Annotated in this window: 11 protein-coding genes; all 11 read left to right on the top strand. The window is 40.6% G+C overall.

The window, feature by feature from the left end; all coding sequences use genetic code 11:
* A partial coding sequence (locus tag H8700_RS03740) for a PcfB family protein (RefSeq protein WP_249303203.1) occupies positions 1-1,107 on the top strand: 1,107 nt, incomplete at its 5' end.
* 6 nt (positions 1,108-1,113) lie between these two features.
* The gene (locus tag H8700_RS03735; protein WP_118762058.1) at positions 1,114-3,309 is read left to right on the top strand and encodes a VirD4-like conjugal transfer protein, CD1115 family; all 2,196 of its coding nucleotides are present in this window, start codon (positions 1,114-1,116) and stop codon (positions 3,307-3,309) included.
* A gap of 123 nt (positions 3,310-3,432) precedes the next feature.
* Positions 3,433-3,972, top strand: coding sequence for a helix-turn-helix domain-containing protein (locus tag H8700_RS03730; RefSeq protein WP_227701393.1), 540 nt, complete (start codon positions 3,433-3,435; stop codon positions 3,970-3,972).
* Positions 3,973-4,238: 266 nt separating this feature from the next.
* A complete protein-coding gene (locus H8700_RS03725; RefSeq protein WP_040894197.1) occupies positions 4,239-4,619 on the top strand; it encodes a hypothetical protein in 381 nt (126 codons plus the stop codon).
* 54 nt (positions 4,620-4,673) lie between these two features.
* On the top strand, positions 4,674-5,516 hold the full coding sequence (locus tag H8700_RS03720) for a VirB6/TrbL-like conjugal transfer protein, CD1112 family (protein ID WP_004611540.1): 843 nt from the start codon (positions 4,674-4,676) through the stop codon (positions 5,514-5,516).
* A gap of 16 nt (positions 5,517-5,532) precedes the next feature.
* Positions 5,533-6,045, top strand: a complete 513-nt coding sequence (locus tag H8700_RS03715; RefSeq protein ID WP_118762057.1) for a PrgI family protein — start codon at positions 5,533-5,535, stop codon at positions 6,043-6,045.
* Positions 6,046-6,137: 92 nt separating this feature from the next.
* Positions 6,138-8,513 (top strand): VirB4-like conjugal transfer ATPase, CD1110 family, encoded by a 2,376-nt coding sequence (locus H8700_RS03710; protein ID WP_118762056.1) that lies wholly within the window; start codon positions 6,138-6,140, stop codon positions 8,511-8,513.
* 341 nt (positions 8,514-8,854) lie between these two features.
* Positions 8,855-9,049 carry a hypothetical protein gene (locus H8700_RS03705; protein ID WP_117691176.1) on the top strand — a complete coding sequence of 65 codons (195 nt, stop codon included), beginning with the start codon at positions 8,855-8,857 and terminating at the stop codon, positions 9,047-9,049.
* A 238-nt stretch (positions 9,050-9,287) separates the two neighbouring features.
* A complete protein-coding gene (locus tag H8700_RS03700) occupies positions 9,288-9,788 on the top strand; it encodes a pyridoxamine 5'-phosphate oxidase family protein (protein ID WP_071143405.1) in 501 nt (166 codons plus the stop codon).
* Between the two features lie 97 nt (positions 9,789-9,885).
* Positions 9,886-10,593, top strand: a complete 708-nt coding sequence (pnuC, locus tag H8700_RS03695) for a nicotinamide riboside transporter PnuC (RefSeq protein ID WP_199484358.1) — start codon at positions 9,886-9,888, stop codon at positions 10,591-10,593.
* 147 nt (positions 10,594-10,740) lie between these two features.
* Positions 10,741-12,636: a C40 family peptidase gene (locus H8700_RS03690; RefSeq protein ID WP_249303207.1), complete on the top strand. Its 1,896-nt coding sequence runs from the start codon at positions 10,741-10,743 to the stop codon at positions 12,634-12,636.
* Positions 12,637-12,649 lie beyond the last annotated feature (13 nt).

The following is a 12,649-nucleotide window of genomic DNA, read 5'->3' as shown; positions in this document are numbered from 1 at the left end:
ATTCAGGAAGCGGTGCAGATCATCCGTGTAGCTTATGATGGCATTGAGATTGCCATGAAGGTAGGAAGCGGCGGCATTGCTGCCATGCAGAAGGCAATAGATTTCTTAAAAGGGATGCTAGATTATGAAAAGTCACTTGGCAAGACATCCATGAGAAAGCTGATCTTAAAAGGTGGCGATTTACAGGTGTTACAGTTTAATACCGAAGATATGAAAAAGGTTGAAAAGATGGCAAAGAAGTATGGAATACTCTATTCAGTACTTCCGGACTGCAACAGGAAAGACGGACTGAGTGAGGTAATCTTTCATACAGAGGCAGTTCCACGTGTGAATATGATGATACAGAAACTCAAGTTTGGCAAGATTGCCACATTTGACGATTATCTGAAGAATGGAGATGAAAAATCCCTTGGCAAGCTGATGGATTTTTTGAAGAAACAGCAGGGAAACGAGAAAAGCCACACGATAGAAGGGGATAAGGTAAATTCTGCCATTGACGGACTGATCGAAAAGGTCGGAATGTTTGCAATGGAAAAGAAAGCTATCAGTGTGGATCAGGTCAAGGAGAATTTCAGTATCAATGGTGAGCAGGCTGAAAGTGTTATCAGACAGCTTGAGACAATCGGTGTGCTTGGCAGTAAGAATGAGGATGGCACCCATACAGTCATGATGGACAAGGATGCATTTATCAACCGTGTCAGAGGCTATCAGGACCTTGCTGAGAGAATGAGGGCGGTTGCGGCATCAAAGAATGCGAACCTGTCAGATGTGACTATCAGCAAGAAGCTGATTATAGAAGAGAATGACCATGCTGTTAAGACCAGAGTTCCCGGCACATGGGGAGAAGAGGCAAAATATGTATGGCTCCGTAAGGAAAACATCATGGAGATTCATGGTGGAAAGACAATGCTTACCTTCCTTGATTCAACCAAGGATTATAAGCTTTACGATGAGCAGAATCGTGTGGTGACAACTCAGAAAGGAACCGAGCTTTATACTCACTATGACAAGGTGGAGTCATCTGTCAGGGAGCGTTACGAGAAAGTACAGAAGCAGCAGAAAAAGACAGCACAGAAGAAAACTGTTACCACGAAGAAAGCGAGGTAGCAGCCCATGCAGACAACAAAGAAAAAGCCTTCACTGATATTCATTCTTGTGGGTGCAGTGTTAGCCGGGTATCTTGGTTATCTGATAAATGGTGCGTGGACGGAAGGGATTGCCTTTAATGAATTTATGGACAGATTCAATGAGGTATGTGCTGTTCCCTTTGCCAACTATTACAATTCCAATACAGTAAAAGCAGTAGCCATTGCATTAGGTATCTATGCGATGGCTATTGTCATGTATTATACCAGTCAGAGAAACTATATGCCCGGTAAGGAATTTGGTACGGCAAGATTTGAAAATCCGAAGCAGGTCAACAAGATACTTGCAGATAAGGATGAGAATTTCAACCGGATACTCAGCCAAAATGTGAAGATGTCGCTGGATTTTAGGAGACTCAAGCTCAATGGAAATATACTTATCTGTGGTGGTTCCGGAGCAGGAAAAACATTCTATGAAGTAAAGCCGAATCTTATGCAGATGCCGCATAACTGTTCCTTTATCTGTACCGATCCAAAGGGAGAAATCCTTAGAAGCTGCGGGCAGATGTTAAAAAATAACGGATATAACCTGAAAGTCATTAATCTGTTAGAGATGGATAAATCAGACTGTTACAATCCATTTTCCTATATCAGAGAGGAAACAGATGTGGTCAAGCTGATTACAAACCTTATCAGCAATACGACACCAAAGGGAGCGACACCAAGTGATCCGTTCTGGGAAAAGGCGGAAGGATTGTTCTTACAGGCTATCTTTTATTATGTGTGGCTGGAGGTACAGCCGGCAAAGAGAAACTTTGAGACAGTACTTAAACTTCTTGGAGAAGCAGAGGTTACAGAGCAGGGGAAGGCATCAAAGCTGGATGTGCGTATGAAGTTTTTAGAGGAAAGTTCCCCACTTGGAGCCAATCATCCGGCAGTCAAGCAGTACAACAAATGTATGAGAGGTGCAGGAGATACCGTCCGTTCCATTATCATAAGTGCCAACTCAAGACTTGCATTTCTTGAGAATAAGCAGGTTTTACGACTACTCTCAAAAGATGAGCTTAATCTGTCCGATATCGGTATTGGAGTAAATGGGGATGGTGAGACAAAGACAGCACTGTTTTGTGTAATCCCGGATAGTGATAAATCCTATAACTTTATTATCGGTATGTTATACACGCAGATATTTCAGGAATTGTACTATCAGGCAGACTTTAATTGTGGTGGAAGGCTGCCAATCCATGTGACATTTATGTTAGATGAATTTGCGAATGTCGCATTGCCAGATGACTTCTGTTCACTGTTATCGACAATGCGAAGCCGTGAGATTTCAAGTATTATCATTATTCAGAACTTTGCCCAGTTAAAAGCACTTTTTAAAGATACCTGGGAGACAATTCCCGGCAACTGCGATACGTTCATCTATCTCGGTGGAAACGAGCAGAGTACGCATAAGTATGTGTCAGAGCTGCTTGGAAAAGGTACGATTGATAAGAAGTCAAGTGGAGAAACAAAGGGCAGACAGGGAAGCTCTTCAAGAAACTATGATGTATTAGGCAGAGAATTGTTTACACCCGATGAAGTCAGAAAGCTGGATAATAAGAAATGTATTATCTTTATCCGTGGTTTTGATCCTATCATGGACAATAAGTTCATACCGTTCAAGCATTCGATGTTTAACCAGACAGCAGATGGCAAGGGAGAGCCTTATGTTCATCAGATAAAAGGAGCAGATAATCTTATCGGTCCGCCATTTGAGATTCTTTCAGACAAGGCAGTTAAGTATTATGAAAAGCTGAGGGATAAGGGCGAGAATGTGTATATAGATTCTCTTACCTATGAGCAGTTTATGATGCTTGGTGATGCGGAGTTAAGCAGAAGATTCTCCATGCAGGATGAGGCAGAGCAGAAAGCAAAGATTGACAGGGAGCAGGCAAATGAGCTTGAGTATGTCGATGAGTCACAGAAGTCTGATACTACAGAATGTGCTAACTCTTCTAATGGAAGTGCTGGTACTAAGCCTGTAAGGAATCCTGAGAGGGAAAAGCCTAAGTGGGAGGATACAATCACAAACCGAATGCTGCACTGGTCATATACACCGGAGCAGAAAGAGGAAGTGAAGAAGGCACTTGCGGCAGGAGTTCCGAAGGCAACGATTCTTACTTACTTTTATCCGGAGGTTACTGTGGAGAAGATGAGTTCATATCGAAAGAAGCAGTAATGTTTTTAGATATATTACAGAGTATATGATATAATTTGCTCACATGGTATGCTTCAGCTTATTGGACTACTAACATGTGAGCAGTTACAAAAGACAGAAATTATTTTATATTGGAGGTACAGGATGAATACGGAAAAGACTTTTGCAGATAGATTAAAAGAGTTGCGTAATATACGAAACTATACACAGGAAGAGCTGGGTAAGATAACAAATATATCTGTTCAGAGTATACGACGTTATGAACAAGGTAGACTCAATGAAGAGCCAAGTGCGTATAATCTTTTACAACTAGCAAAGGCACTAGATGTAACACCTGAATATTTATTGATAGGAGATAATAATATGACAAGTTACACGGAGGCAATTAAGAGAGAATTGAAGCAACTTAATGACTATGGACAAATATCTGAAATTAAAGAAACCGAGTTGAATTCCACGATTTTATCACATCTTGAGATGAGTAATGATTTAGTAGATGCTGTAAAGACGGATTGGAATGCAAAAGGCATATTTAAGAGGATAGAGAAAGAGGAAGATAAACAGATTGTGGTAGACAGTTATTGTACAAGACCTTATGTACAGGATGTCATATTACGATATTGCCAGAATAGATCTATATTTAAGACAAAGTTTGCAATAATTGATGGAATGCTTTTAGAATAAAGCAAATTTGAGAGTAAATTAGCACTTTAGCCATATGGTTAAGGTGCTTTTTTTCATACCTTGAAAGGAGATGGTCACAGCAAAAACGCATCGGGGAAAGCCCGATTAACCAGTACAACAGGCATTGCCTGATTATCATAGAGTAACTATCAACAGGACAGAAAGGAATGCATATATTCCGTTCGGAAAGCTAGCCGGATTGGAATATGTGTATTCCTTTCTGGCTTTTTCCGCTTCTGTCACTTCAAAAAAGGAGATTAAACAACATGAGAAAAGAACAGGTTATTTCAACAACAAACAACAATCAGATGGAGGAGAAAGGCATGAAGAGTAGATTCATTCACTTAAAAAAGAGATTCGTTCCGGCATTATCCGGGGCACTTATGGGAGTAATGCTTATGAGCACTACTTGTTTTGCAGCAGGTACAGGTACTTCCGCAGTAACACAGCCGCTTGAGAACTTAAAGACACTTATCATTGCAGTCATTGGTGCTGTTGGTGTCATCATTCTTGCAAAGAATGTCATGGAGTTCGCACAAGCCTATCAGCAGCAGGATTCATCTACCATGAACTCTGCACTGAAAGGAATTGTAGCAGGTGTCATGATGGCTGGTATTTCAACAGTACTGACATTCTTAGGCTTCTAAGATTGGGGAAAAAGAGTTCCCCTTTTAGTAAAAGGAAAGAGGTGAATAACAAGTATGGATATTTTTAAGCTTGGAGACAAGATCCTTGCACTTCTTGAGGCGGTGTTTGGGTTTTGGAACAATCAGATATCCCTGGTCTTTGCAATGCTTGGACAGTCACCGGTCAGTTTCAAGGGCGGAGGTCCTTGGGCAGTTATTGAGGGTATTGAGCCGGTCTTTGTAGCGGTCGGTTCATCCCTCGTTGTGCTGTTCTTTGTTATCGGTTTCTGCTCGGAAAGCATAGATGTAAAAGATGAGATGAGGTTTGAGTCTATATTTCGTATGCTTATCCGACTGGGACTTGCAGAATGGTTTGTTGCAAATAATGTCACGATTATGAAAGCATTTTTTACTTCCATAGGAAATCTGGTGGGACTTATATCTGCCGGGACAACGACGCAGCTAGCCATTGACAGTACACAGGCAGATATCATTAAGGGACTTGGATTTGGTGAAAGTTTAGTAATGCTGATACTTACAGCTTTGCTTGCAATCATCATTATTATATGTGGATTTTTTATCATCTACACAGTGTATTTCAGGTTCTTAAAGATCCTGATTATTGTGCCGCTCGGTGCGATTGCCTGTTCCACGATGGCAGGAAACAGGATGGTCAGTCATACAATGGCTACCTACTGCAAATATTTTCTTTCATGTGTATTTGAGGCAGTAACGATGGCACTTGCGATTGTGGTATGTAATGCATTTATCAATGCAGGACTTCCGGCATTTACAGGAAGTTATGCTGACTGGGCACAGACGCTTATATATCTGTGTGAAATGACATTTACGATAGCAATGACTGTTGGAAGTGTGAAGGGAGCACAGACACTTACAAGCAAGGCATTTGGATTATAGAAGGGAGGCATGAACAGTGGTTATTGAGATTAACAAGGATATTGACCGATATCAGGAATCAGTGGCAATGGGACTTACAGCAAGACAGCTTATATTTTCCATTGCAAGCGTAGTGGTTGGTGGCGGTATCGTCCTTCTTCTTTACAAGTATATCGGTCTTACGGGTTCTGCTTATGTGGCAATTCCCTGTGTGGCACCGATTGCACTTGGTGGTTTCTATTCCTTTAATGGGATGAATTTCTACGAGTATATGGGAAAGAAACTGCATTTTATGTTTGGAAACAGGGCACTTACCTATGTATCAACAGAGGGAGAGCCTGCAATAAAGCAGTTAGAAGCAGAACAGAATGAACAAGTAAAGAAGAAAGGCAGAAAGGCAGAACCGAAGACTGCAACAGCTGATTCGGCAGTAAAGAAGCAGGAGGAGTTTGAAGCGATGAAGAAAAAGACGAGAAACATGCTGCTTGGACTTGTCGCAGTCATTGTTGCGATAGCAGCTGGTATTGCAGCATATAAGGCAATGCATTAGAAACGAATAGTATCTGACCGCAAGGTCGGGAACATAGCCCGCAGGGTGAAGTTCCCGGCGGGCTTTCATTATAAGAAAGCGAGGTTAGAGACATGGGTTTATTTACAGACGGATTTAAGTTATTAAAGAAGGCGAGTGAGCCTTTGTATAAGACACCTAAATCCATTCAGGAAACCATAGAGATTATGGCGGTGGCTGAAAACGGCATTTTTGAAGTAAGCAAAAATAAGTATTCCAAATGCTACCGCTTTCAGGACATCAATTACACGACAGCAACCGAGGATGAGCAGATCGGTATTTTCGAGAGATACTGCAAGTTCTTAAATTCGCTGGATTGTAATTATAAGATTACGATCAACAATAAGAACAAAAACATGGATGACCTCCGTGATAAGGTTCTGATTGCTGAGAAAAATGATGGCTTCAATAATTACAGAAGAATCTACAATGACATCATTGAGGAGAAGATTATTGAGGGCAGACAGGGGATTGAGCAGGAGAGATACCTGACAATCACGATTGAGAGAAAGAACTTTGAGGAGGCAAAGGCACAGTTTGCAACCCTTGAGGCAACGATACACAAGGCTTTCATTGAGCTTGGTGCGGAGATTGTACCGCTTAATGGCAATGAAAGACTGAAAGTGCTCTATGACTATTATCATCTTGGAGATGAGGGCAGTTTTGATTTTGATATCAAAAAGGCTAAGAAGGTCGGGGCAGATTTTAGAAATGATCTGTGCAATGGGATGGTGAAATATTTCCCAGACCATTTTGAGGATGAGAGTAAATTCTGCAAGGCACTTTTTATCAAAAAGTATCCGAGCAGTTTGTCAGACAGATTCATCAATGAGATTACTTCCCTTCCGGTTCATTCCATCACGAGCATTGATGTGGTGCCTGTTCCCAAGGATCTGACAACAAAGGTGCTTCAGAAGAAATACCTTGGTATTGAGTCGGATATCATTAAGCAGCAGAGAGTCCGTAATAAGAATAACGATTTTTCTACGGAAATCTCATATGCCAAAAGGACGGAGAAAAAGGAGATTGAGGAAATCATGGATGATGTCCGTGAGAATGACCAGTGCCTTTTCTTTGTGGGAGTAACCATTATTCTTATGGCAGAAAGCAAGAAGGAGCTTGAGAGTGTATGTGAGACAGTAGAGACTATCGGAAAGCGTAACAGCTGCACGATTGACACACACTACTTAAAGCAGAGGGAGGCACTCAACACAGCACTTCCGATTGGTGTAAGACAGGTGGAGACAATGCGTACACTTCTTACCCAGTCACTTGCGGTGCTTATGCCATTTAATGTGCAGGAATTAAATGACAGCACAGGAAACTATTATGGCATCAACCAGATCAGCAAGAATGTGAATATCGGTAACAGAAAGAAGCTCATCAATGGAAATGGCTTTGTATTTGGTGTGCCGGGTTCCGGTAAATCCTTCTTCTGCAAGATGGAAATGGGCAGCGTATTCTTGTCGGGAGATGATGAAATAATCGTTATAGATCCAATGAACGAATACTTTGATATTGCTGAGACTTATGGTGGAACAGTGGTAAATATGTCCACCTACACGGATAACTATGTGAATCCGCTGGAGATGGATGTATGGAGCCTTGATCCGAATGATTCCAAGGGAATGGTAAGAGAAAAGGGCGAGTTCATGCTTGGTCTTTGTGAGCAGTGCATCGGTGACAGCTTAAATTCAAGACAGAAGTCAATCATCGACCGCTGTGTGAGAAAACTGTATATCGACATTGCAAGGAGCAAAGAGAAGTATATCCCGGTAATGAGTGATTTTTACGATATTCTCATGGCACAGCCGGAGGACGAGGCAAAAGACATTGCATTGTCTTTGGAACTTTTTGTAAATGGTTCGCTTAACATCTTCAACCACCAGACAAATGTGGATGTGGATAATAGATTCACAGTATATGGCATCAGGGACTTAGGTACAGAGCTTAGTCCTATCACAATGCTTGTTATGATGGAGTCCATTCAGAACAGAATTGTTGAGAATGGTAAGAGAGGCAAGGCAACATGGCTCTATATTGATGAGTTCCATGTCTTACTTAATTCAGAGTATTCTGCGAAATATTTACAGCAGCTCTGGAAGAAAGTAAGAAAGCAGGGAGGTCTTTGTACCGGTATCACGCAGAATGTAGTCGATCTGTTGCAGAATTACACAGCAACCACAATGCTTGCAAACTCAGAGTTTGTGGCACTTTTAAAGCAGGCGAATACAGACAGTTCCAAGATGGCAGAGGTTATCGGAGTATCAGAGGCACAGCTTAGATTTGTAACCAATACCGCATCGGGAATGGGACTTATCAAGTGTGGCTCGGTGGTGATTCCGTTTGATAATCAGATTAGTAAGGATACAGATTTGTACAGGCTGTATAATACCAACATTCATGAGAAGATTGCGGAACAGAAGAAAAAAGAAGCAATGCTGCAGTGATAACAGATGAATTTTTATAGAATCTATAGTATAATCAAGAGGTCGGATGAATGTCCGACCTTGATGATAATAAATTAGATATTCCCTATTTTTAAGAAGAAAGCATATAAGATTCGATATGAAAAATAAATAAGGAAGCAGTTCTAAAATGTATCATTTGTACCGGAGAACATGTGGCTGGATTTTAAGATATGCTTATCGTACACTTTGACGAGAATATGTTGATTGGGGATGCAGCGGACCTGGATGCATTTATGGAAATGTATGGTGTGGAAGCAATTTCCAAGGAATATTTGTAATTATTAGGGAAAAGAAAATTTGAAGTTTATGGAGGAATAAAGATGGATTGTTTAAGATGTAAAGAGGAAATGATTAAAGCAAAATTAAAAGGAGATGCAGTAGGTACGGTTGTTTATTTAACTAATAAGAAAAACGGTATCTTTGAGAATGAAAAGAATAGTACTGTTTCATGTTATGTATGTCCAAAATGTGGATATGTTGAATTGAATGCAGATAATGCGAAAAAATTGATTTGATAATTTCCACTTGAAACTTTCAGTAATACTGAGAAAATTAAAGAAAGTACAAAGCTCGCGAAGCTTTGAATTTTCTATTGTTTTTTGAGGTGTTATTTATTATAATAGATAATGTTAATATAGAATAAAAACTGCCAACGGGTAGTGAATGCGTAAAGCATTTGTTTGTACATCGTTAGGTCTTTGAAGATGTGCATTCAAATGCTTTTTCTTTTATAACATTAAAAGGAGAAGAACCATGTTTAGAGAAATGAGAAGATTTAAGCAGTTATTGCCACAAGAAACCGCTATAGAAATTTTGAACAGAAATACAAGCGGAACTTTAGCGTTAATCGGAGATAATGATTATCCATACGCCGTTCCTATAAGCTATGTTTATATAGATGGAAAACTGTATTTCCATTCTGCTAAAAGCGGACACAAAATTGATGCAATTATTAAACATGAAAAAGCATCTTTTTGCGTAATTGATCAAGATCATATTGTGCCGGAGAAATATACTACATATTTCAGAAGCGTCATTGCGTTCGGTAAAGTACATCTTGTAGAAGATATGAATGAAATGCGTCGTATTGCAACCTTGCTTTTTATGAAATATTCAGCAGATTACAAAGATGGAATTCCTAAAGAAATTGATTCTTCTATCAGAAACATGGCAATCATTGAAATGACAATTGAACACCTGACTGGTAAAGAAGCAATTGACCTGGTTAAAATGAAAAAAGTTGATAAAGAATAAGCACTGCCACCGGGTAGTAGATGCGTAAAGCATTCGACTGTACATCGTTAGGTCTTTGAAGATGTATATTCGGATGCTTATTTTTTTGGAGGTTATTATGAAAGAGTTTAAGGACTATTTTTCAAAAAGTGAAATTGTTTTGTGGAGTTCTTCTGTAATGGTTATTATAATTTCATTCTGTGTTTTTGACAGAATAAATTATATGACTTTGTGTGCATCGCTAATAGGAGTAACATCTTTGATATTTAACGCAAAGGGAAATCCGTTTGGACAATTACTTATGGTTGTATTCAGTTTGCTGTATGGGATTATTTCATATACCTTTTCGTATTATGGGGAGATGATTACATATCTTGGAATGACAATGCCGATGGCAATTTTTGCCTTAATATCATGGCTGAAGAATCCGTATAACGGAAACAAAGCGGAGGTTAAAGTTAATAGCATTGGAAAAAGAGAAAATGTCTGTATGTGGATTGTGACATTTGTTGTTACATTTCTATTCTATTTGATTTTGAAGTGTTTTAATACAGCTAACATCATCCCGAGCACTATATCGGTAACAACAAGTTTTCTTGCAGTATACCTTACCTTTAGGAGAAGTCCGTATTTTGCATTGGCATACGCTGCCAATGATATTGTTTTGATTATATTATGGATATTGGCAAGTCTGTATGATATTAGATATGTTTCGGTGGTAGTATGTTTTATTGCGTTCTTTGCTAATGATATATACGGATTTGTAAGTTGGAGAAAAATGAAAACCAGACAGCAAGAAATAACTAATGTTGTGAGCATAATGTAAATTCCAGTTTCATGTTGCTTTTAATAATTGAATATTGAATGATTTTACATAGCCGTTAAGGAGTAATTTTTGCTCCCTAGCGGCTTATTTTATTTTTCAAAGTAGGAGGTGAGAAAATTGAAAATTAGAAAGGTTGATGACAAACCGATGGTCATTCACACCAAGGAGAAAGCCAAGATTCATGCCCACGAACCGAAGGGAGCCAAGATTAAGGGGAGTAACATCTATACAGTAGAGAGAGGTCCTAAGACAGCTGGTGCAAAGGTAACTGATACGGATAGAAAGAAGTCCTATCGCAAGAGTACCATTCATCAGTCGGAGCCGAAGAATAAGGGATTATCAAGATTCAAGCAAAACCTTAAGGAATCAAACACTTCCATCAAGACCAAGAACACGAATCTTCACATTGCAGGAAGAACTGGAGCACTTGTAGCCGGGGCAGTAACAGATCAGGTGGAAGGCGGTCAGGAGGTATCGCAGGCGGCATATCTTGCATATGAATCAAGCCGACCTGTTACCGGAACAGCATCCAAGGGGGCTGCACTTTTCAGGAAAAAGGCGGCAGCCGAGGCAAAGAAGCGTATCAAGAAGGTAGAGGCAGGAAAGAAGCTGGCAAAAAAGACAGCAAAGAAAGCTGCCAAAGATACAGCCAAGACGGTAGCTAAAGAGACGGCAAAAGAAACAGCAAAGACTACTGCCAAGGTTGCAACGAAAACTGCTACAAAGGCAGCTGCTACGGCGGCAGGAACAGCGGTTGCACCGGGAGTAGGCACGGCAATCGGCATGGCAGCCGGATATGCGGCAGGTGTGTCCATAGAGGTCAAGGATGAAAAGATGACAAACCGGAGCAGGAAGATAAAGTTCTTTCTGGATAAGATGAAAGCACAGGAGAATCAGACGGATAGTGTGGCAAAGCTGGTAAAGGATCTGATTGTGCGAAAAGCGATTACCTGGGTAAAGGCAGCTGCACCGATTATCGGATTGGTGCTTTTATTACTTGTTCTTGTAGTTGCCATGATTGCGGTTCCGGTTATAGCGGTGATAGCAATCCTTTACAATTCTCCATTTGCTTTATTCCTGCCACCACTTGAATCAGGAGATACCGTGCAGACAGTAACGAGTGCCTATGTGCAGGAGTTTAACCGGGATGTGAACACGAAAGTGAATGAGCATACCGGATATGACCTTGGAGAGCTTGTCTATGTGGATTATGAAGGTATGGAAGAAAATCCAAGCAATTACTATGACATCATGGCAGTCTATATGGTCAAGCATGGTGTCGGAGATACTGCAACAGTCATGAATGATACTTCTAAAGGCTGGCTGCAGGCAGTTGTAAATGATATGTGTTCATACACCACAAGCACCGGAACAAAGGATGTGGAAGAAACAGATGCAGACGGTAATGTAACTACTGTCACGAAGTCGGTTCTGTATGTGAATGTCACACTAAAATCGTACAGGGATATGATTTCGGTCTATGGATTTAATTCTGATCAGGTGGAAATGCTTGAGCAGATCATGAGTCCTGAGTTTATGGGACAGCTTGGATATGCCGGAAGCGGAAGTGGAGGTGGAGGCGGCAGTCCGGGAGTAAGCTCCATGACTGAGGATGAAATCAATGCCATCCTAAACGAAATTACAGACAGCAGGCAGAAAACAGTCTGCTCCTATGCACTACACAGAGTTGGTTTTCCTTATAGTCAGGATTTAAGAGACAGCGGTAACTATTATGACTGCAGTTCCTTAGCCTATTATTCATGGAAAGATGCAGGCGTGGATATTAGTTACGGCGGTGCAACCACAGCGGCAGCGGAGGCACAGGGACTGGATGAAGCCGGAAAGACAGTCTCCTTTGATGAGTTACAGCCGGGAGACCTTATCTTTTATAGTTTTACAAGCAACGGAAGATATAAGAACATCAGCCATGTGGCAGTATATGTCGGAAATGGCAAGGTGGTAGAGGCACTTAATGAAAGTCTTGGTGTGGTCTACAGGGATGTGGCAAGCACAGGAAAGATTGTTGTGATAGGAAGACCATAACAGGAAATTTGCA

This window comes from Jutongia hominis (assembly GCF_014384965.1).
Classification (GTDB): domain Bacteria; phylum Bacillota; class Clostridia; order Lachnospirales; family Lachnospiraceae; genus Butyribacter; species Butyribacter hominis.
Note: the sequence above shows the minus strand (reverse complement) of the source record. Positions and strands in the feature narration are given on the sequence as shown.

What these genes read in the sequence shown, in the direction of transcription:
- H8700_RS03735 (WP_118762058.1), top strand. Translation starts at nt 1,114, where the DNA reads ATGCAGACAACAAAGAAAAAGCCTTCACTGATATTCATTCTTGTGGGT.
- H8700_RS03730 (WP_227701393.1), top strand. Translation starts at nt 3,433, where the DNA reads ATGAATACGGAAAAGACTTTTGCAGATAGATTAAAAGAGTTGCGTAAT.
- H8700_RS03725 (WP_040894197.1), top strand. Translation starts at nt 4,239, where the DNA reads ATGAGAAAAGAACAGGTTATTTCAACAACAAACAACAATCAGATGGAG.
- H8700_RS03720 (WP_004611540.1), top strand. Translation starts at nt 4,674, where the DNA reads ATGGATATTTTTAAGCTTGGAGACAAGATCCTTGCACTTCTTGAGGCG.
- H8700_RS03710 (WP_118762056.1), top strand. Translation starts at nt 6,138, where the DNA reads ATGGGTTTATTTACAGACGGATTTAAGTTATTAAAGAAGGCGAGTGAG.
- H8700_RS03705 (WP_117691176.1), top strand. Translation starts at nt 8,855, where the DNA reads ATGGATTGTTTAAGATGTAAAGAGGAAATGATTAAAGCAAAATTAAAA.
- H8700_RS03700 (WP_071143405.1), top strand. Translation starts at nt 9,288, where the DNA reads ATGTTTAGAGAAATGAGAAGATTTAAGCAGTTATTGCCACAAGAAACC.
- pnuC (WP_199484358.1), top strand. Translation starts at nt 9,886, where the DNA reads ATGAAAGAGTTTAAGGACTATTTTTCAAAAAGTGAAATTGTTTTGTGG.
- H8700_RS03690 (WP_249303207.1), top strand. Translation starts at nt 10,741, where the DNA reads ATGGTCATTCACACCAAGGAGAAAGCCAAGATTCATGCCCACGAACCG.